Source organism: Streptomyces sp. NPDC050704 (genome assembly GCF_040654355.1).
In the GTDB taxonomy this organism is placed as follows: Bacteria; Actinomycetota; Actinomycetes; order Streptomycetales; family Streptomycetaceae; genus Streptomyces.
Genome location: NZ_JBFAHW010000003.1, coordinates 9,833 through 32,113, shown reverse-complemented (window position 1 = coordinate 32,113; position 22,281 = coordinate 9,833). Strand labels below are relative to the sequence as shown.

At 72.3% G+C, this 22,281-nt stretch carries 7 protein-coding genes; 4 read left to right on the top strand and 3 right to left on the bottom strand.

Annotated elements, in window-relative coordinates:
- Nucleotides 1-53: 53 nt before the first annotated feature.
- Nucleotides 54-1,727 (bottom strand): hypothetical protein, encoded by a 1,674-nt coding sequence (locus AB0I18_RS02015; protein WP_363103402.1) that lies wholly within the window; start codon nucleotides 1,725-1,727, stop codon nucleotides 54-56.
- 392 nt (nucleotides 1,728-2,119) lie between these two features.
- Nucleotides 2,120-3,679 (bottom strand): hypothetical protein, encoded by a 1,560-nt coding sequence (locus tag AB0I18_RS02010; protein ID WP_363103401.1) that lies wholly within the window; start codon nucleotides 3,677-3,679, stop codon nucleotides 2,120-2,122.
- 394 nt (nucleotides 3,680-4,073) lie between these two features.
- On the opposite strand from AB0I18_RS02010, the gene AB0I18_RS02005 reads away from it, so the two are divergent.
- On the top strand, nucleotides 4,074-5,573 hold the full coding sequence (locus AB0I18_RS02005) for a metallophosphoesterase (protein ID WP_363103400.1): 1,500 nt from the start codon (nucleotides 4,074-4,076) through the stop codon (nucleotides 5,571-5,573).
- A 149-nt stretch (nucleotides 5,574-5,722) separates the two neighbouring features.
- Entirely contained in the window at nucleotides 5,723-6,796 is a 1,074-nt protein-coding gene (locus AB0I18_RS02000) for an LLM class flavin-dependent oxidoreductase (protein WP_363103399.1), read from the top strand.
- A gap of 45 nt (nucleotides 6,797-6,841) precedes the next feature.
- Here AB0I18_RS02000 and AB0I18_RS01995 read toward each other — a convergent pair whose 3' ends face one another.
- Nucleotides 6,842-8,170, bottom strand: coding sequence for an alpha-amylase family glycosyl hydrolase (locus AB0I18_RS01995; RefSeq protein ID WP_363103398.1), 1,329 nt, complete (start codon nucleotides 8,168-8,170; stop codon nucleotides 6,842-6,844).
- A 522-nt stretch (nucleotides 8,171-8,692) separates the two neighbouring features.
- Between AB0I18_RS01995 and AB0I18_RS01990 the strand changes: the two genes are divergently transcribed.
- Nucleotides 8,693-9,928 (top strand): alanine--tRNA ligase-related protein, encoded by a 1,236-nt coding sequence (locus AB0I18_RS01990; RefSeq protein ID WP_363103397.1) that lies wholly within the window; start codon nucleotides 8,693-8,695, stop codon nucleotides 9,926-9,928.
- Between the two features lie 47 nt (nucleotides 9,929-9,975).
- Nucleotides 9,976-22,278 carry an amino acid adenylation domain-containing protein gene (locus AB0I18_RS01985; protein ID WP_363103396.1) on the top strand — a complete coding sequence of 4,101 codons (12,303 nt, stop codon included), beginning with the start codon at nucleotides 9,976-9,978 and terminating at the stop codon, nucleotides 22,276-22,278.
- Nucleotides 22,279-22,281: the final 3 nt, after the last annotated feature.

Below are 22,281 nucleotides of genomic sequence, written 5' to 3'. Positions count from 1 at the left end.
GGTAGATCCTGCCCGTGGGGTGTTAGCAGCGGAGAAACCGATTCCGCCGCCGGTCAGCGGCAGCCGGGTCCGGTGGAGCGCCCGGCCGCGTAGCTGGACGTCAGCCGGTACACGCCCGGGCCGGGTGCCGTCAGCCGGGTCCAGGGGCCGTCCGCCCGTACGCAGGCTCCCTCGGCCCGCAGCCACGGCGAGTGGGCGATCCGTACGGTGACCGTGCCGGCCCGCGGCATCTTCAGGACCACGTCGGCCTCTCCGGCGTTGAGTACCTCGGCCGGGGCCGAGGCGAGCGGGAGCGGGTCGGCGACGCGGTAGATCTTCCAGTACGCGTCGTGCCAGACCGGCTCCAGCCAGTCCTGTCCGGCCCGGATCAGGGCGGCCTCGGGTACGGAGGCGCCTTCGGGTTCCGCGTCGGGCACGACGACGTAACCGACCGCCCACCGGCGCAGCCAGGCGTGATAGCGCGCGCCGTCGAGCGAGCCGTCGTAGAACAGCCTCCCCCGCTCCACGTCCAGCTGGCGGTTCCAGCCCCGCATCACCTGGACATGGGGCGCGAAGAGGGCGGCCTCACGGTGGTTGGTCGCGTTGACGACCTCGACCCGGCCGCGGTCCGCGCCCAGCCGGCCGAGTTCCGTGATCACTCCGCCGGTGTGCGTGGCCCAGGCCGGCACGGGGGCCAGACCCCAGGCGGAGTGGATGGCCGACTGGGTGCTCCAGGTGGCGGAGACGATCAGTGCCAGGCCCAGCGCGCAGGTGCGGACGCGGCGTACGACGGACCGCCGGGCGGCACCGGATCCGGGGTTCAGCAGGGCCGCGAGGAGCAGCGCGGGGCCGAGGTGCACCGCGAGCCGCTCCACGTTGGAGCCGACCGGCGAGGGGATCAGGTACGTCAGCACGACGCCGACGGCGTAGACGGCGGCCCCGGCGCGCACCACCCGCCACTCTCGCGGCGCCGCCAAGGCCACGGCGGCGGCCAGCAGCAGCGGCAGCGTCATCCGGCCCGCAGCCATGGGGTGTTCGCCCTGGAAGGGGAAGAGCAGGGTCGTCAGCCCGACGGCGACGACGGGCGGGACGGCGAGGGCCAGGCTCTTCGCGTACTGCCGGTCGAGGAGATACGCGGCGCCCGCGACGAGAACGAAGAGTCCGGCCACCGGGCTGGCCAGGGTGGCGAGCAGCGCGCCCAGGGCGGCGATGGTGAGCCGGCCGGGCCGGGGCCGTCGGCCGGCCAGCGCGAGCAGGCCCGCCAGCCCGAAGGCCAGCCCGAGGGCGAACGTGGTGCGTCCCATGGCGACGTTGCCCCACAGGCCGAGCGCACCGAGCAGCGCGGGCCACACCGGTGCCCTCCTGGCGGTGCGCCGGAACAGGGCGGCGAGCCACCAGGTAGCGGACAGGCCGGCCAGCACGGAGACCGTCCTGACACCCAGCAACGCCATCAACTCCGGTGAGAGAACGCTGTAGTTGGCGGTGTGCGTGCCGCCGTACCAGAACAGCCCGTAGGCCGCGTCCGGGTGCCGGGCGGCGAAACCCGCCCAGGCGTACTGGGCGGCGAGGTCCCCGCCGCCCGTCTCCAGCAGGGCGGCCCAGATCCCGTACAGGGGCGCGACGCAGAGGACGGCGACGAGCGGGAGCGGGATCCTCCGGTGCGTCCGTGGTCGAGGGGGCCTGCGCGCGAGCGGGCGGACTTCCGGGCCTGGCCGGGCGGGCAGAAGCAGGGAGGACTGCGGGGGCATAGCGGCTCATCCAGGGAGGTGAGAGTGCGGGCGGGGGCCGGGGAAGGCACCAGGCGCCCCGGGAAAAACCGCCCGGGACCTGGTGAGACGTCACAGCCGGGTCGCTCCCGGCCTACCTGGCCACTCTCTTCGCACGCGCCACTGCGGCACCTCGGCCGATCGGCCATTTCATCCCCGCGCCACAGCCGTTCACATCGGCCGATCGGCCACCCCGGCAGACTTCCGGGCGGACCGGGCCCGGCCGGCCGACTGACTGCTGACTGACTGACTACTGGCTGGCCGGTCGGCCGGCTGGTTGGCTGACTGCCCGGCCGAGTCCGTATCCGCCCGGCAGCCGATCCGGATCGGGCCGGCCTGCCGGATGCCGCGGCGGAGATTCGGGAACGGACCGCTCATGAGTGCGGGCCGGTTCGTGTCGGTCGGCAGTCATGCCCGTCGGAGAGTCCCGCGGCATAGCTCGACGTGAGTCGGTAGACGCCCGCCCGGGGCACGTACGGTCGCCGTCCCGGCCCGCGGTATCTCCAGCACCACGTCCGCCTCACCCGCGCGCAGGACCTCGGCCGGGGCCGAGGCGAGCGGGACGGCGTCACGCACTCGGTAGATCGTCCAGTACGGGTCCCGCCAGACCGGCCGCAGCCAGCTCTGCCCGGCCCCGACGAGGGCCCCTCACGCAGGGCGGGGCCGTCGGGTCGTGCGTTGGGCACGACGACGTATCCGACGGCCCAGTGGCGCAGCCAGGCGTGGTAGCGCGGTCCGCTGAAGTCGCCGTCGTAGAACAGCCGGCCCCGCTCGACGTCCAACTGCCGGTTCCAGCCCCGCATCAGCTGGATGTGCGGGGCGAAGAGGGTGGCTTCGCGGTGGTTGCGGGCGGGCACCACCTCGACCCTGCCGCGGTCCTCGTGCAGCCGGTCGAGCTCGGCGATCACTTGATCGGTGTGCTCGGCCCAGGCCGGCACCGTCGTGCTGACTCGCAGATCGGAGACGGTCGACGCGGTGGCCCAGTACACGGACACGGCGAGCGCCAGAGCCGGCACGGAGGTCAGGCGGGTGGCCCGGGCCCTGCCGGATCCCGGGTCGAGCAGGGCCGCGAGCAGCACCGCGGGGGCGAAGAGCGCCGGGAGCCGTTCCACGTTGGTGCCGATCGGCGAGGCGATCAGGTACGTCAGCACGACGCCGACGGCGTAGAGGGCCGCTCCGGCCCGCACCACTCGCCAGTCCCGCGGTGCCGCCCACACCACGGCGGCGAAAAGGATCAAGGGTGTCAGCATCCGGTGCGCGGCCATGGGCTGCTCGCCCTGGAAGGGGAAGAGCAGGGTGGTGAGGGTGACGACGGCGGCCGGCGACAGGGCGAGCACCAGCCCCTTGGCGTACTGCCGGTCGAGCAGATACCCGGCGACCGCGACCAGCAGGAAGAGCCCGGCAACGGGGCTGGCCAGAGTGGCGAGCAGCGCGCCCAGCGCACCCAGCGCACCCGCGAAGAGCCGGACCGGCCCGACCGTCCTCACCGGCCTGCCGGACAGGACGAGAAGGCCCGCGAGTCCGAAGGCCACCCCGAGGGCGAACGTGGTGCGCCCGGAGGCGACGTTGGCCCACAGCCCGAGTGCGCCGAGCAGTGCGGGCCACAGTGACACCCTGGGGAGGGTGCGCTCCAACAGGACGGCCAGCAACCAGGTACCGGTCACCCCGGCGAGGACGGAGACGGTACGCACTCCCAGTTCCGCCATCAACGGGGGTGACAGCACGCTGTAGTTGACGGTGTGCGTGCCCCCGTACCAGAACATCGCGTACGGCGTGTCCGGGTGCCGGGCCGCGAAGCCCTCCCAGGCGAACTGGGCGGCGAGATCGGCGGCGCCCGTCGCGAGAAACCCCGCCCACACTCCGTACGGGGGGAATGACCACGAGGACGGCCAGGCAGGCGACGCGGTACCGCCGGAACCGGGGTGCCGATCCACCCGCGAACCGTCGAGCCCCCGGGCCGTTCCGGTCGGAACGGGGCGTGGCTGACCAGCGAGGGCTGTGCGGGCATGGAGGCTGTCCAGAGGCAGAAGGGGCAGGCGAGGCAGGCGGCGTTCGCCCCGGAAGCCGGCAGCGCCCCGCCCGGAGCCGCGCCGTGTTCTCAGGTATGGGGCAGACGTGCTCCGATCGGCGGGTGCCTCCACCTTCCGGCCTCGGTACACCGCGGCACCTCGGCCGATCGGCCCGTATGCGGCGGGGGTGCGTCACCGAACTCGGCCGATCGGCCGATGTCCCCGGCGGCACATGCGGTGCCCCTGCCGCGCACCGACGCCCGCCTCCAGGCGCACCCCAGCTGACAGCGCGTACCGAGATCGTTGTTACCGTTCGCCGATGGCTGACTCTTCACGTGACACCGCCGAGGGCGCCGGCTGGGGTACGACGGAACGCGGCGCTTACAAGCACCTGATGCCGCAGCGGGTCGAGAAGCTGTCGTGGCTCAATCCGAAGACGCTCTGGCCCGCCCGCAACGGCGTGCTGGCCTCCTGGTTCGGGGACCCTACGGGCCGTACCCGCAGCCGTTGGGTGGACCAGCGGACAGCTGACGGGGCGCCCGTCGACAAACTGGTCCGCCGCGACGACCCCGACCACTTCTCCTTCATGGTCATCGGAGACACCGGTGAGGGCGACGACCCGCAGTACGCCGTGGTGCCGGGCTTCCTGAAGGTCGGTCAGGACACGAAGTTCACCGTGCTCGCCAGCGATGTCATCTATCCGGTCGGCGCGACCGACGACTACGGCACGAAGTTCTTCCGCCCGTACAAGGACTACCAGGCGCCCGTCTACGCCATACCCGGCAACCACGACTGGTACGAGGACCTGCACGGCTTCATGCGCGTCTTCTGCGACGCTCCGGCGCCGACGCCGCCGGCCGCGCCCCGTCGGCTGACGGCCGCCTGGCTGCGGTCCCTGCTGTGGCACACACCGCGCGCGCCCGACGAGCAACGCCTCACCGAGGCACGGCGGTTGCGCTCCGCCCCGGCCCAACAAGCCGTCCAGCCCGGCCCGTACTGGGCCGTCGACGCCGGACCGGTACGCATCATCGGCATCGACACCGGCCTGCTCGGAACCGTCGACGCCGAGCAGGGCCGGTGGCTGCGCGAGATGTCCGAGGGCGACCGCCCCAAGATCCTCATCACCGGCTCCCCGCTGTACGTGGACGCCGAGCACCAGCCCTGCCCCATAGAAGGCGGCGGCACCGTCGACGACATCGTCCGCGACCCGGACCATCACTACGTCGCCGCGATAGGCGGCGACATCCACAACTACCAGCGCTATCCGGTGCCGGTGAACGGCCGCACGATCCAGTACGTCGTCGCGGGCGGCGGCGGAGCGTTCATGCACGCCACCCACACCATCCCGCGCGTCTCCGTCGGCCACGTCACCGAAGACGACTTCCGCTGCTACCCACTGCGCGGGGACTCCCTGGCCTTCTACAGCAGGCTCTACGGACGCCGACTGCGCATGCGGCGCTTCTTCACCCTGACCGAGGCCCAGGCGACCGCCGTCATCGCCAAGCGCCTCGGCATCCCGGCGACCCGCACCCAGGGGCCACCGGCCCAAGTCACCCTGCGCACCCGGCTCGTCGCGAGCCTGCTGGGCGCCGGCGGCCGCCCCGACCGCACCTCCCGGTTCCGCCTCCCGGTACGCAAGGCGTACACCCAGCTCTTCTCTCCGGGTTCGGCGACCTACAGCCCGCCGTTCTTCAAGTGCTTCCTGCGTCTGGACGTCGCCCCGGACTCGATCCGGTTGCGCTGCTTCTCCGCGACGGGCAACCGGAAGCAGGAGCTCGACCCACCCGTCGAGGACGAGGTGACCATTCCCCTGTCCTGACGCGGGGATCGGCCCACGACCACGGAGTGCCCATTTTGCGTCAACTCGCATAGACCACTGGACAGTTGCCGACCCCGTCGACACCCTCGCGAGAAACGATCGGCCCCGTGGGCCCGTACCGCCCGCTCCCGCTCCGGAAGGTGGCGACCGTGAAGTTCAGCTATGCGATGCTCCCCGACTACCCGCTCCAGGAGTCACTGGCCTCGATCAGGCTCGCCGACGAACTCGGCTTCCACGCCTGCTACGCCGCCGACGAGACCTGGCACAAGGACCTGTGGCTGCTGTTCGCCGCGGCCGCCGGCCAGACCCACCGGATCCGTCTGGGCCCGAGCGTGTCCCCGGTCACGCTGCGCGAACCCACGTTGATCGCCCAAGCCCTGGCCACCCTCGACGAGTTGTCCGACGGACGCGCGGAAGGCGTGCTGTCCAGCGGCAACTTCGGGCTCCTGGCCCAGTACGGGATCGACTGGGCCCGTACCCGTCCGCTGTCCCGGGTCAAGGAAGCGCTGCACGTGGTGCGCACGGTGCTCGACGAAGGGGCCATCTCGTACGACGGCGAGTTCTTCAGCTACCAGGGGCTGTTCACCTTCGCCCGCCCGGTCCAGGAGCATGTGCCGCTCATGCTCGGGGCGATGCGCGGGCCCAAGTCCTTCGAGGCGGCGGGCGAGTTGTCCGACGGCTGCCACCACGCGCTGAGCTATACACGCGAGGCGTACGACTACGCGGTCGGCCACATCCGGGTCGGCGCCGAGCGGGCCGGCAAGGACTGGCGGTCGCTGGACATCGGCGCCTGGGTCGTCTTCGCCACCGGGACGGACTCGGCGCTCGCCAAGGACGCCGCGCGCAGCATGGTCGGCATCTACGCCTCCTCGATGCCCGAGGAGCAGTTGCGCCGCAACGGGGTCGATCCGGCCGAACTCAAACCGGTCATCGACGCCATCGCCGCCGGCGATCTGGCCCGTGGCATCGAGCTGACCACGCCCGAGCTCGCCGAACGCCTCTCCGTCGCGGGCACCCCGGAGGAATGCCTGGACAAGATCCAGCGGGAGATCGCTCCCAGCGGCGTGAACCACATGATCTGCGCGATCACCGACCGCAGCCTCGTCAAGACGTTCACCGGCCGCGATCTCGACGGCATGGCCGACGTGAACACGCAGCTCCGCCTCATCCACGACCGGATCATGCCGGCGTTCGCCGACCCCGCCCCGGGTCAACCAGTCTGAGCGGGCGTCCCTTTGATCGCCGATCACCGCTCAACGGATTGGCGGTCAGGACGGGATTTCCGGAGCCGTGGCGACGGACCAGCCGAGTGGCGGCAGGGATACGGAGCCGGTGGCGGGGTCGATGACGGTGTCGCCCGCGGCGTGCGTCCAGGCGGCGGCCGGTACGGCGGCTGTGGCAGGAGCGGGGCCGAAGTTGAGGGCCACGGCGACGGCGGCGCCGGGCGCGGAGTCGGGGTCGGAGCTGGCGAGGGTGTAGGTGAGTGCGGCGTTGCTGACGGTGTGGACGCGGGTCTGGGCGCGTACGAGCCAGGGGTGGCGCCGACGGACGCCCACCAGGGTCTGGTGGAGCCGTTGGACGGTCAGACCGTCGGAGCCCAGGCCCGACGGGTCGGCGGGAAAGGCGGGGCGGACGGCGTCGTCTCCACCTTCCCGGTCCTCCTTGACGCCCTGCCACGCGCGTTCGTCGCCCGCGTAGACGGACGGTACGCCGCCGACGGTGAAGAGCAGCGTGAGGGCATGGGTCAGCTGACGGGGGTCGCGGAGCCGGCTGGCGATCCGGGTGACGTCGTGGTTGCCGACGAAGGTCTGCGGGGCGAAGGTGTCGAGCATCGTGTTGTGGCGCTTGAGCGCCCAGGCCAGTTCGTGCGGGTTGGCGTCGTTCAGCGAGCTCCAGATCGCTTTCCACAGTTCGTACTGTGTGACGGAGTCCAGGCCGCCCTCGGTGACGTACGCGGCGTAGTCGCCGTGGATCACCTCGCCGCTGAACCAGGCATCGGGATGGCGCGCCCGGACCCGGTCGGTGACGGTGCGCCAGAACGGCAGCGGGACGGCGTAGGCGGCGTCCAGCCGCCAGCCGGAGACGCCCAGGTCGAGCCAGTGGTCGAGGACCGCGGTGACATGGTCGGCGACGGCGGGACACGCGTGGTTGAGGGCGACCAGGTGGCCGTGGCCCTCGAAGGTGCGGAAGTCGTCGCCCTCAGGGACGAACCAGTCGGCGTACCGGGAGTCGGCGCCGCGCCGTGCCACATCGGCGAAGGGGCCGAACGACCGGCCCACGTGGTTGAAGACGCCGTCGAGCAGGACGCGCACCCCCCGGGCCGCGGCGCGCTCGACAAGCTCGGCCAGGTCGGCTTCGGTGCCCAGGCGGGGGTCGATCCGGAAGTGGTCGACCGTGTCGTAGCCGTGGGTCTCGGCGGCGAAGACCGGCCCCAGGGCAAGGCCGTTGCAGCCGAGCCCGACCAGGTGGTCCAGCCAGTCGGCCAGGGCCGGCAGCCGGTGGCGCGGGGGTTCGTCCGCGGGCAGGGCGACGCGCTCCGCGCCGAGGAATCCCAACGGGTGGACGTGCCACCAGATGGCGTGGTCGGACCAGAGCACGGCAACCTCCGTCAGCGGGGTGGTCGAGTCGTACGCACGTCCTGGGGTGCTGGTCGCGCTGTCAGCACATCGCTGAGGCATCACTGCGAAACTACGAAAGGCCGATGGAGCATGCGTCCGAAGGCTTCATCATCAGGGCTGCACCGGCGGAAATCTACGGGCCACTGCCTGCGCTATCGGCATCGTCGGGCCGGGATCACGGCTCTGCGGGGACCATGCCTCTGCTCTGCACCAGGTCTTCCGGCAGAAGCCCGTCGCGGCCACGCCCCGCCCGCGCAAATTCAGGTGTCCCACCCCCATCCCGTCGTCTACCGTTGACGGCATGAAGGTCATCGTCCATCCCACCGGCATCACCGCGACCGCGCGAGCGACCAGCTCGCCGGTTGCCGCCGACTGACCTCATCCCCTCTTTCCACCGGCGACCGGAAACGGCCCGCCGGTGTTTTGGCCTTGACGGACTCCTGTCCCGCCTTCCGTACCGGCGGCCCTTTCCGGGCGCCACGAAGCGAAGGATCCGCCGCCATGAACACCGACCACATCGTGCAAACCTTCATCGAGTACTTCCAGCAGCGCGGACACCGGCGCATCACCGGCTCGTCCCTGCTGCCGCCACCCGGTGACCCGGTCCTCTTCACCACCTCCGGTATGCACCCCCTCACTCCGTACCTCGAAGGCGAGCCGCACCCACTCGGCCGCCGCCTGGTCAACGTGCAGCGCTGCCTGCGCACCACGGACCTGGACGAGGTCGGCGACGACACGCACCTCACCGTGTTCGAGATGCTCGGCACCTGGTCGCTCGGGGACTACGACCACTCGCAGAGCCTGCGCTGGGGCTACGACCTGCTCGTCGACGGCTACGGAATCGAACCGGGCCGACTCCACGCCACGGTCTTCGGCGGCGACGGCCAACTGGGCCCCGACACCGACTCCCTCCACCTGTGGCAGGAGCGCGGAGTACCGGTGGAACTCACCCGGGACGAGAACTGGTGGAACAACGGGCCCACCGGTCCCTGCGGCCCCGATTCGGAGATCTTCATGTGGACCGGCGACACGCCGCCGCGGTCCACACCGACCCGGGACGACCGATGGGTGGAGGTCTGGAACCACGTCCTGATGCGCTACCGCCGCGACGAAGACGGCACCCTGCACCCCCTCCCCCAGTCCAACATCGACACCGGACTCGGTCTGGAACGCCTCAGCACCCTGCTCCAAGGCAAGAAATCGGTCTACGACTGCGACCTGTTCCAACCGTGGATGCGGACCGTTCCACCGCTGTGGTGCCTGGACGAGCCGTCACTGCGCCTCGTCTGCGACCACCTGCGCTCGTCCGTCGCCGTACTCGGCGACGGCGTCATGCCCTCGAACACCGGCCGCGGCTACGTACCGCGCCGCCTGACACGACGGCTCCTGACCACGCTGTGGCGGCACGACCCGTCGCGGACCCTCGGCGACGTCCCGCTGGAACTCCTTGAGCACACACTGGACCACTTCCACCAGTCCGTGGACGTGTCGACGGTGCGCGAGATCCTGCTCGACGAAGAGCGGCGTTTCACGCACCTGCTCGAACGAGGTCGCCGCATCCTCGCCAAGCCTCGCTTCAACTCCACGCTCACCGATGCCGATTACCTGTACCTGCACGACACCCACGGCCTGCCCCGCGAGCTGGTCACCAGCCTGCGCACCGAACTGGCCGGCGACCCCGCCCCGACTCCGGGAACGGACCTCGCACAACCCACACCAACGGCATCATGTGAATGATCAATGCGTTTGCCGCGTACTTCTGATGAACGGGCCGATTGGGCGACATGACACTGCTTCACATACTGCTGGACGCGGCCCGCGAGGTCCCGGAGCAAGTCATCGTCCACGTCCGCGGAGACGGCAGCGAACTGACCGTCACCCTGCGCGAGTTGGCCGATGTGTCGATGCGCGTCGCAGGCGGGTACGTGGCGGCGGGCGTGGCGCCGGGGACGTGCGTGCCGTTGCTGGCGGACCGGAGCGAGGACTTCCAGCCGATGTTCTGGGGCGCGCTCGCCGCCGGCCTCGTGCCCGTTCCGCTGGCTCCGGACGTCCGACGGGTCGTACCGGTCTGGGAACTGCTCGGCCGGCCGCCCGTGGTGGTGGACGCGGTGACCGAGTCCCTGCTGTCCGAACTCCCCGACACGATACGTGCTTTGCGGCTGGGCTCCCTGCAGGAGGCGGCGGCACTGCGCACGCCTGCCGCTGCCGGGCCCGACGATCTCGCGTTCCTGCAGTTCTCCTCGGGCAGTACGGGCGCGCCGAAGGGTGTCGAGCTGACCCATGCCGGGGTGGTCGCCAACCTGGAGCAGATACGGACCGCCTCGGCCCTCACCGCCGAGGACGTGATGGTCAGTTGGATGCCGTACTTCCACGACATGGGGCTCATCGGCACCCATCTCGCTCCCCTCGCCGCCCGGGCCAAGCAGGTGAAGATCGGACCGCTGTCGTTCGCCAAGCGACCTCTCGTGTGGTTCGAGGTCGCGGCACGACACCGGGGCACGGTGCTCTCGGCGGCGAACTTCGCCCTGGCGCTGGCTGTTCGGCGTATCCCCGACGCGGCGATGGAACGGCTGGACCTCTCCCCCGTACGGCTCATCTCCGTGGGGGCCGAGCCGATCGCGGCGACGGTGTGGCGGGACTTCGTACGCAAGACCCGGCCGACGGGTCTTGCTCCACGGGCGGTCCAGCCGGTCTACGGGCTCGCCGAGGCGACGTTGGCGGTGACCTTCCCGCCGTTGGAGGAGGTGGCCGCGCCGCTGGTGCTGGACCGCGCGGCGCTCAGCCGCGGCCTCGTCGTCGAGGCCGCTCCGGCCGGTTCCGCCGGGGAACCGGCCGAACTGGTGGAACTGATGGACGTCGGCCGTCCGGTGGCGGGCTGCGCCGTCCGCATCGTCGACGACGCCGGACACCTCCTGGGCGATCGGCGGGTGGGGCACATCGAGGTGCGTGGCCCGCAGATCGCGCGCGGCTACCACCGTCTTCCCGAGGCCACCGCGGCGGCCTTCGCCGACGGCTGGCTGCACACCGGCGACCTCGGGTTCCTGCGGGACGGACGCCTGTGTGTGACCGGGCGCCACAAGGACGTACTTTTCCTCAACGGCCGGAATTTTCACGCCCCCGACCTGGAAGGAGTGGTGGCCGCCACGCCCGGTCTGCCCCCGGGTGCCGCGGCGGTGATCGGCTCGACCGACCCCGTGACCGGGGGTGAACGCGTCGTGGTCTTCGTCCCCTGGGCGCGGCCACCGCGCGCCGCGGCCGAGGTGCTGGGCCGGGTGGCGGCCCGCGTGCGCGAGGTCCTGCTGCACGACGACGTACGGGTGCTGGCGCTGCCGCCCGGCGCGTTCCCCCGCACGACGAGCGGCAAGTTGCAGCGGCAGCGGCTGCGCGCCCGCTTCGAGGCGGGCGCGTATGCGTCGACCGCCGTCGCCGCCGGTCTCAAGGCATCGCCATCAGCATCGGCATCGGAGAAGCCACCCGTCGAAAACCCGCCCACGGACTCTCCTCGGGCGGCCGTGCCCCGTTCCCGGCCGGACACCGAGCGCATCGTGCGGGGCGTGTGGGCGCGCGTGCTGGACCTGCCCGGGACCGCCATCGGCTCGCACGACCCTTTCGGCAGCCTGGGCGGTACCTCGCTCAAGGCGATGGAGGTCCTCGCCGCGTTGGAAGAGGCCTTCGCCACGACCCTGGAACCGGCCGTCATACGAGACCACGACACGGTCGCCGGGCTCGTTGACCATCTCCTCGCGGCGGTCCGGGCAGGGACACCGGCGGGCGAAAGCGCACCGGACGCGGCAGACTCATCGGCCAAGGCCACGGCCGCAACCCCTGTCACTGACACCGCCACCGCCACCGCCACGACCGGGATCATCGGCATGGCCTGCCGGTTCCCCGGGGCCGAAACGCCCGAGGCCTTCTGGGAGTTGCTCAGCGAGGGGCATGACGCCGTCACCGCTGTGCCGCCCGGCCGATGGGACGCCGCTGAGGAACGGCGGGAGGGATCTGTGGGCGGCCGGAGCGGCGACGAGGACCAGCCGGGTGCGTCGCCCCGCGCCCGGTGGGGTGCGTTTCTCGATGACCCGGCCGGGTTCGACGCCGAGTACTTCGGCATCGACGAGGAGGAGGCCCGAGCGATCGACCCACAGGCCCGGCTCTTCCTCGAACTCGCCCACGAGGCACTGGAGCGCGCCGGTTACGCCGGGCCCAGGCGACGCGGTCGCAGGATCGGTGTCTTCGCGGCCGTCGGGGAGAGCGGATACCGCGAGATCCTGAACCGGGCGGCGGCGGACGGCGCCGGATTGCCCGTGTCGGCGCTGACCGGGAACCTGCCCAATCTCGTCGCGGCGCGCGTGTCCCAGAGTCTGGATCTGGACGGGCCCGCGCTCGCCGTGGACACCGCCTGCTCCTCAGGGCTGGTGGCGCTGCACCTGGCGCGGCGCAGCCTCTTGGACGGCGAATGCGACATCGCCGTGGTCGGCGGGGTCAACCTCAACCTCACACCGACCGGATACCGCCTGCTGGAAGGGGCACAGGCACTCTCGCCCACCGGCCGAAGCCGTGCCTTCAGCGCCGCGGCCGACGGATTCGTGCCCGGCGAAGGCGGTGCGGCGATCGTACTGACACGCCTCGACGACGCCCGGCGACACGACGACACCGTGCTTGCGGTGGTCCGCGGCACAGCGGTGAACAACGACGGCCGATCGCTGAGTCTGATGGCGCCCAACCCGCTGCGGCAGCGGGAGGTCATCACTCGCGCGTACGCCGAAGCCGGTGTGGACCCCGCGTCCGTGAGCTATGTGGAGGCCCACGGTACGGGCACAACCGTCGGCGATCCGATCGAACTGCAGTCCCTCGCCCACGCCTTTCCGCCACGGACCGACGGACAGCCGCGACTCCTGGGTTCGGTGAAGACCAACATCGGACACCTCCTGAACGCGGCCGCCCTGCCCGCGCTGGTGAAGGTGGTGCTGGCGCTGGGCCACCGCCGGCTTCCCGCTTCCCTGCACCACACACCGCTCTCGCCGGGCCCCGGCCTGGCCGGCTTCTCCGTGGTCCCCGAGCTCCGCGACTGGGAGTCGACAGGCCCTCTGACGGCGGGGATCAACGCCTTCGGCTTCGGGGGCACCAACGCCCACGCTGTCCTGGAACAGGCCCCACCGCCACCGCCACCGGCCCGCGCCTCGCGGCACAACGAGGGCCCTCATCTGCTGACCCTGTCGGCCCGCAGCGCGTCAGGTCTGCGGGCCCGCGTATCCGGCCTTGCCGCGCAGCTGCGCGACCACCCGGAGCCGGCGGAGGGGGATGTCTGCCTGAGCGCGAGCACCTCCGCGGACGACGGGCCGTACCGCCTGGCCGTTGTCGCCGACGGTGAGCTGCCCGAACGCCTCGCCGCGGTGGCTGCCGGTGGTGTCCTCCCCGGAGCCGTCGTCCGGTCCCGGCCGAGGGTCGTCTTCCTGCTGCCCGGCCAAGGGGCACAACGCCCGGGGCAGGGGCAGGCGTTGTACAGGACGGCCCCCGTCTTCCGGGACACCTTCGACGAGGCGTCCGCGCTCCTCGGTCCGGTGCACGGCCGGGACCTCGTGGACTGGTGCCTGCACGAAGCGGCGGATCCCGTGACGCGGGACCGCACGGAGATCGCCCAGCCGTTGCTCGTCACGTTCGGTGTGGCGCTCGCCCGCCAGTTGCGGAGTTGGGGCGTGGAGCCCGATGCGGTCGCCGGACACAGCGTCGGCGAGATCGCCGCCGCCTGTGTCAGCGGGGCGCTGACCCTTGACGACGCCGTACGGTTCGCCGCCGAACGCGGTCGTCTCATGGGCGAGTTCACCGAGCCCGGCGCCATGGTCGCCGTGCGCGGTGACGACGAGGCCGTCGCCGCGGTGGTGGCCGCGTCGGAGGGGACCCTTGCCGTGGCCGCCAGGAACGGTCCCGGGCAAGTCGTGCTCTCCGGCAGCATCCGGGCCGTGGAGCACGCGGTCGGCGAACTGACCGCACGGGGCATCGCCGTACGTCGCCTTCGAGTGTCCCGTGCCTTCCACTCGCCGCTCATGCGGCCGATCGCCGACGCGCTGGCGGATGCGGCGCGCGCTCTCACCCCGCACACCCCGACGGTTCCGCTGATGAGTACGGTCACCGCCGAGTGGCAGCCGTCGCTGGACCCGGAGTATCTGCGCCGCCATGCCCTTCGGCCGGTGCTGTTCGGGGCTGCCGTGGAGCGGCTGATCGACGAGGGCTACGACACGTTCGTGGAGCTCGGGCACGGCGCGACGCTGTCGGGGCCGGTCCTCGCGGCAACAGCGGGGCGACGGCGCGACTCGGATCCGACCGGCGATCCGACCGGGGAACCGGTCGCGGATTCGACGCCCCAAGTGGCTGCCCGAGTGGTGGCGATACCGGCGCTCCCGGAGATCCGCGACGGCCTTGCGCCCGCCGCCGCGCAGGCTGCCGGTGCCCGAGAGGGGCGGGGAGCGCTGCTGGCGACCGTGGGCATGTTGTGGTCGCGCGGCGTGCCGGTGGACCGTACCGTCCTCGACGCGGGGAATCGCCGCGTCCCGGTGCCCACGTATCCCTTCCAGCGCCGGCGGCACTGGGCCGAGCCGCCGACGAGCCCCTTGCTACACCGGGTCACGTGGGAGGACTCTCCCCTGCCGAACCCCACCGCTGCGCTGCCCGTGGAGCGTTCGGTCCAGGTGACGGGCCCTGACGCTTCTTCCGTACGCACGCTCGCCGAGCAGCTCGCGGCACGTGGTGTCAGGGTCCATGGGACGGGTGACGCGCCGCCGGACACGGTCGTGCTTCTCGCCGGACCGGCTCCCGACCTCGGTACACCCGCCGCTCTCGGCCTCGCCCAGGAGACCGGCCTGGCGGCTTTCCGCGATGCGGTCGCGCTGCTCGACGAGGTACGGGCCGACCGGCTGCTCCTGCTGACCGAGGACGTGCACACCACGGGGACGGCACCCGAACGGCCGCGCCCGGCCCAGGCCCTGCTCACCGGTCTCGCGCTCGCTCTCCCCCAGGAGACCCCGGGGCTTTTGGCGACCAGCGTCGACCTCTGCTCGCTCGACACTCCGTCGGAGCGGCTGGAGGCCGTGCTGGCCGAGTTGGCCGAGTTGGGTGCGCACAGCGTGCCGGGCGCGACCAGCACCGTCGCGTGGCGCGCGGGGCGCAGACTGGCCCGTACGTTCACGCCGGTGCCGGCCGATCCCATGCTCTCCGTGTCGAACCCGTTGCCGGTCGACGGCACCTTCCTCATCACCGGAGGCGGCGGTGGGATCGGTGCCGCGCTCGCCCGCGACCTGGCCGCCCTCGGCCGCCCGACCCTCGTCCTCGCGGGCCGGTCCCCCCGGCCTCCGGCGGGGCTGCTCGACGAACTCGGCGCGCTGGGCGCCACCGCCCGGTACGAGATGGCCGACATGGCGGACGAGCAGGACGTCGACGCTCTCATCGCCCGACTGCCGTCACTGGACGCCGTCTTCCACGCTGCGGGCATGGTGCGGCCCGGGACGCTGCGGAACAAGACCCCGGAGGAGATGGGCCAGGTACTGGCAGCCAAGACGCGCGGCAGCCAGCTGCTCTCCCTGGCCTTGCGACGGCACGGCCGGAGCCCGGCGGTGTGCGTGGCGTTCTCCTCGGTCTCGTCGGTGCTGCCCGGTCTGGCGGGCGCCCTCGGCGACTACGCCGCCGCCAACGCCTTCCTCGACGCGTTCGCCGCCTCGGAACGCCACGCCGGGCGGCCCTGGCAGTCCCTGAACTTCGCGGCGTTCGCCGAGACAGGACTCGCCGCGGCGCTGGGCGGGGTCTCCACCGACACATCTCCGACCGGCGTGTCGCACGCCGGGGGCCGCCCGCTGGCCACCGCGCCCGCGCTGGCGGCGCTGCGAACGGCCTGCGGTCTCGATGCGGCACAGCTGCTGGTGGCCGACCTGACACCGACCCCGCTCCGTACGTCCCCGCTGCCTCCGGCAGGAACGAGACCGGCGCCCGCGCCTGCACAACCAACACCGGCACCGGCACCGGCACCGACGGACGGCAAACCCCTCGTACGCGCCCACCGGCTCACGCCCGACGGCGCGTCCACGCCCGTGGCCGGCACCGCCGAGTTGCTGCGGCAGCTGCTGGGCGCGGCGTTGGGCCGTTCGCCCGCCGCAGTCTCGGACGACGAGCCGTTCCTCTCCATGGGCCTCGACTCACTCACCGCCGTCGACCTCGTCAAGCAGCTCGAACAGACCCTGGGCAGAACCCTGCCCACCACGCTCTTCTTCGAGCACCGGACCGTCCGCGAGCTGGCCGCACGCCTCGCGGACACGCCCGCCGCCGTTCCCACGCCGGTCGCGGATGCGACGGAAGCCGATGGCGGCACCGCCTCCCGAAGCCTGGTCCGGGCCGGCGTCCCGCACGGCACCCCCTTCCCGGTGACCCCCGTCCAGCTGGCCTTCCACACCAGCGGCCGGCTGCACCCGGACATCCCGCCCCACGGCTATGTCCGGCAGACGATCCGCGGCCCCCTCGACACCGACCTGCTCGGGCAGGCCCTCAGCGCGCTCGCCGACCGGCACCCCATGCTCCGGATCCGTATCGAGCGCGGCGGAACGCCGCCACGGCAGTACACCGCGCCTCCCGCACCCCTGTCCGCCTGGTACGAGGTGCGCGAGTCCGCGGAGAGCATCGAGGCGGAGAGCATCGAAGATCTCGAAGCCGCCCTGTGCAACCGGCCGTTCGACCTCGCCGCCGAGCCTCCGGTACGCGCGGTACTCGCCAGGGAGAGCGCGGACCTGGCCCATCTGGTCCTGGTGATCCATCACGCGGCCGGCGACGGCTACAGCCTCAACGTCCTGAGTGAGGACCTCTGGTCGCTCTACACCGCCTTGTCCCAGGGGCGCGAACCGTCGCTGCCCCGGCTCGATCTGGACTTCGCGCGATACGCCGCCACCACTGAAGAGGACCGGTCCTCCGCCGAGTTCGCGGCGGACCGGCACTACTGGTCCGAGCGGCTGGCCTCACTGGGCCCACCGTTGCGGCTGCCCTACGACGGCGATCCCTCGGCGCCTCCCTCGGCCCCGCTCGCCACTCATCAGCGCGCACTCGACCCGACGCTCACCGCGGCACTGCGCGAGCGGGCCGCCGCTCACGACGTGTCCCTGTTCCATCTGCTGCTCGCCGCCTACGTGCGCTGCCTGGCACGGTGGAGCGGACAGCGCGAGATCACCGTCAACATCGCCCGCGCCCGGCGCGACGCCCGACTCCACGGCCTGGACCGGCTCGTGGGTCCGCTCGCCGACACCCTGCCCCTGCTGTGCGAGGCCGACCCGGACGAATCTGTTCCGGTACTGGCCGAGCGGCTGCGGCGGAGCTGGCTGGAGAGCGAACACCATGCCTCGCTCAGCAGCCTCGACCTGGCCCGGCTGCTCCCGGGCGACCACCGCGGGCCCCGGACGGCGAGCCCGGCGAGCTTCAGTTTCGCCCGCTTCCCGGCCGCCCTGGACGAGCGTTGCCCGGTGGCGGTGCGGCCGACCGCGGCCGGGACCGCCTCCGCGGCGACCCGGCTGAGTCTGCTGTGCTGGGAGGACGAGCCGATCCTGCGCTTCTCCTGGAACTTCCCCGTCCGGCTCTTCGACCCGTCGACCGTGGCCCGCCTGGCCCGTGAGTACGAGGACGAGCTGGCGGCACTCGGCCGCCCGTCGGCCTCGTTCCCGGCGGTCCGGCAGAACATGGACCGGGCCACCGTCGTCGGACGGCTGCTCGCCCAGTTCCACGCCACCCCGGACGCCGTCGCCGTCGACACCGGCGAGACCACCCTGACGTACGCGGCACTCGACCGGGCCTCCCGCTCCCTCACCGACAGGCTGCGCGCGCACGGTGTCATGCCCGGAGATCTTGTCGGGCTCCTCACCGAACCCGGTGCCGACACCGTCGTCGGAGTCGTCGCCATCCTGCGGGCCGGTGCGGGCTGGGTCCCGCTGGACTCCGGTCACCCTCCGGCTCGGCTGGCGGACCAGGTCGCCCGGTCGGGCGCCCGTACCGTCGTCTGCCACGCCCCGAGCCACGCGGCGGCCACCACCCTCGCCGACGTGAACCTCGTGTTCGTCGACGGACCGCTTCCCACCGAACACCCCGACACGCACGGAGACTTGGACAGGCCGGGAGGCTCGGTCGGGGCGGAGACTCGTACAACTCATGCGGCGGACACCCCCGTTGACGCCGACTCCGTGGCCTACGTCATCTTTACCTCCGGCTCCACCGGCCGCCCGAAAGCGGTGCCCATCACATACCGGGCGATGGAGAACTACCTGGACTGGGCCATCGGCACCTTCGGTTACGCCGCCGGGGACCGTCTCGCCCAGACGGCGTCGATCTGCTTCGACGCCTCCGTCCGCCAGTTGCTCGCCCCGCTGCTGGTCGGCGCCACCGTGGTCGCCGTGCCGTGGCACCTCGTGCGTGACCCCGATCTGCTGCTCACGCATGTGGAACGGGCCCGGATCACCGTATGGAGCTCCGTACCGACTCTGTGGGAGCGGCTGCTGACGGCGGCCGAGGAGCGGGTACGGCGTGGTTCGCCGCGGCCCGACCTGTCGGCTCTGCGATGGATCCACGTCGGCGGCGAGGCCCTGTCGGCCGAGTACGTACGCCGCTGGTTCGACCTCTTCGGGGACGGTCAGCGGATCGCCAACCTCTACGGACCGACCGAGGCGACCATCAACGCGACGTGTCATCTCATCACCGCGCGCCCCGCTGACGACGTGCGCCGGCTGCCGATCGGCCGCCCCGTCACGGGTACCGAGGTGGCGGTGGCCGGTCCGGACGGGGAGCACCGGGCGCCCGGCGAAGAGGGTGAACTCCTCATCACCGGGGTCGGTCTGACACCCGGCTACCTCGGCGAACCCGCCCTGACCGCCGCCGCGTTCACCACCAGGAGCGGGCGGCGCTGGTACCGCAGCGGCGACCGGGTCCGGCTCTCCCCCGACGGCACGCTGGAGTTCCTCGGACGCGTCGACGACCAGGTGAAGATCCGTGGGCACCGCGTCGAGCCGGGCGAGGTCGAAGCCGTACTCCAGACGCATCCGGACGTCGCGCAGGCCGTCGCGCTCGCGCGGGACCACCGTCTGGTCGCCTTCGTCACGGCCCGGCCCGGCGCCCCTCGGCCGGACGCCGTGGCCCTGCGGCTGCACTGTGCGGGTGTCCTGCCGCAGTACATGCTTCCGGCCCGCATCATCCATGTCGACGCGTTGCCGCTCACCGCGACGGGCAAGATCGACCGCCGCGTACTCCTCGCTTCCGAGGCCGACGGCTCCGCGCCCGGCGTGGAAACCTCGACGGCGGCCTCCCGTCGCACCCCTCCGGCGACGCCGACCGAACTCCGGCTGGCCCGCGTCTGGTCGGCGCTGCTCGACGTTGCCGAGATCTGCCGCGAGGACGACTTCTTCGCCCTCGGCGGTGACTCCCTGCTCGTCCTGGAGGTCTTCGACCGTCTGGAGAAGCAGGGTGGCGGCCCGCTGCCCAGGCCGACCGTCGTCTACGCCCACCGCACCCTCACCGCCCTCGCCGCAGCGGTGGACGCGGCCGGCGCCGAGGACCCTGCCGCGGCCGTGGCCGACGACCGGCCGACGGGCTCAAGGGGCGCCGGCACGCGCCCCGACGCAGGGCCTTCGCCCTTCCCCGTCACCCCCGGCCAGCGCGGCTTCCTGCTCGCCGAAGCGATCGCGCCGGGCGCCGCCTCCTCGTGGCTCGCGCGACTGCGCCTGTCCGGACCGCTGCGTACGGACCGCTTCCAGGCGGCGGTGGACGCCCTCGTGGCGCATCACCCGATGCTGCGTACGGTCTTTCCCGCCGGGGCCCGGCCACCCGTCCAGCAGGAACTCCCGCCCTCGCTGCGCCTGCCGGTCGACTTCGAAACGCTCGCCGAGCCGCACCAGTTGGAGGAGCGGGTCGCCGCCGAGCGACGGCGCCGCTTCGAACCATGGGCCTGGCCCCTGTTGCGGCTTCGCGTACTCACGCTCTCCCCCGACCACCATGTACTCGTCGTGCACGCCCACCACATCATCGGCGACGGGTACAGCGCCGCGCTGCTCGTGCGGGAGCTGATGGCGCTGTACGACCGGCTGATCCGAGGCGAATCGGCGGCACTGCCCACACCGCGCAGCACCTTCCGCGACTACGCCATCCAGCTCGCCCGGCCCGCGGAGGACCGGCCCGCGCGGATCAGTGCTCCGTACCGGATGCCCGTACTGCGCGCGGGCGTCGCAGAGCTCCCGGGACAGGAGACCGGCCCCGGGACCACGGACCGCCCGGCCCCGTTCCACTCCGCCGGATTCCTGGTCGGAGCCGATCAGGTGGAACGGCTGCGCAAGCTCGCGTCCGGTGCGGGGGCCACGCTGTACGCGCCCCTGCTCACCGCGTACTACCAGGCCCTGGCCGTCGTGACCGGCCGGCGGGACCTGGTTCTCGGCTTGGCCGTGAGCGGCCGGGACCACGGTCTGCCTGACGTCAACCGCGTGTTCGGCCCGTTCGCCACCGCGGTACCCGTACGTCCGGCCGGTCCGGACTCCGCCGTGCCCGGCCTCGCGAAGCATGACGCGCCCGGCGACTTCGGTGGTGATCTCCGGCGGGTCGTCGCCGAGGCCGTCGCGGCGCGGACATCCGACGGCGCCGTGCCTCGGCAGGCCAACGGTCTTCCCCTGACCTCCCAGTTCTTCTTCACCTTCCTGGACTTCTCCGCCCTGGGTCCGGTGAGCGGGGAGACGTTGAGGGTCGCGTGGGACGACAGCGACAGCGAGTTCACGCCGCCTCCGGTCGGGACGGATGTGTTCATGGCGGTGCGCCCCGACGGAGACCGTCTCCGCGTCACCGTGCGCGGCTCGGCGGCGGCGTTCGCCCCCGCCACGCTGGCCGCGTTCGCCGACACCGTGCGCGACAGGCTGGCGCGGGCGGTGATCCGGCCCACGCCGAGCCTGATCGCACCACGGCCCGAGGGGCGGATGGATGCCGCACTCGTCGGCTATCTGCCCTCCCCGGCCCATCTCTCGCGACTGGCCGGCCTGCCCGCGCAGGCACTGCCGCGCGAAGAGCTGCGCGCTCTGCTGTTCCCGGACGGCCGGCCACGGCTTCTGGAGACCATGACGACACCGCTCGGCCGGTCGGGCTTCGTGTGCGTCCCGCTGTTCGCGGACGAACTCACCGCCGGGGCGGCCCTCGTGGGTCACGCCGCCCGTGCGGTGGACCATGCCTCGTCTCTCGGCGCCCGGTCCGTCTCTCTGGCGGGCATGATCCCGTCGCTGACCGGCTACGGATTCGACGTGCTCCGGGCGACCGAGGCGACCGCGGCCGTCACCACCGGCCATGCCGCGACGGTCGTCTCCGTCGTCAGGACCGTGCATGCCGCGCTCGACGCCACCGGGCAGGAGCTGAGCGATCTCACCGTCGCCGTCGTGGGGCTCGGATCCATCGGCGCCTCGTCGCTGCGCCTGCTGCTCACCCAGGCCCGGCGCCCGCCCGCCCGGCTGTTGCTGTGTGACGTGGCGGGCAGCAGGCCGCGGCTGAAGGAGCTCGCGGAGAGCCTGCGCGAGCAGGCCCTGGCCGATGCCGTCGACGTGGTGGAGTCGGACGCGGGGCTTCCGTCCGCCGTGTACGAGGCCGACCTGGTCGTCACCGCGGTCAGCGGGGGCGGCACGCTCCTCGACATCGACCGGCTGAGACCCGGCACCACGGTGGTCGACGACTCGTTCCCGCACTGCTTCGACACGGACCGCGCCATCAGCCGGATGCGGTCCCGAAAGGACGTGCTCGTGGTCGGCGGCGGGCTGCTCGCCGTCGGCGCCACCGAACGGCACGTCGCCGACGGGCTGCCGGCCCCGGCCGCGGCGGGGTATCTCGCGCAGCCCTGGCTCACCGGCACGGTCGCCTCGTGCCGGCTGGAGTCCCTGCTGCACGCGTCCGGTGCCGACGTTCCGCTGGTGCACGGGCTGGTCGACGGGTCGGCGGCCCTCGCGTACTGGCAGGCCGTGGAGACGGCCGGGGTGCGGGCCGCGCCGCTGCATCTGCTCGGCCATCCCATCGGCACGACCACGACCACGCTCACCGCCTTCCACCGGACACCCTGACCC

What these genes read in the sequence shown, in the direction of transcription:
- AB0I18_RS02015 (WP_363103402.1), bottom strand. Translation starts at nt 1,727, where the DNA reads ATGCCCCCGCAGTCCTCCCTGCTTCTGCCCGCCCGGCCAGGCCCGGAA.
- AB0I18_RS02005 (WP_363103400.1), top strand. Translation starts at nt 4,074, where the DNA reads ATGGCTGACTCTTCACGTGACACCGCCGAGGGCGCCGGCTGGGGTACG.
- AB0I18_RS01990 (WP_363103397.1), top strand. Translation starts at nt 8,693, where the DNA reads ATGAACACCGACCACATCGTGCAAACCTTCATCGAGTACTTCCAGCAG.
- AB0I18_RS01985 (WP_363103396.1), top strand. Translation starts at nt 9,976, where the DNA reads ATGACACTGCTTCACATACTGCTGGACGCGGCCCGCGAGGTCCCGGAG.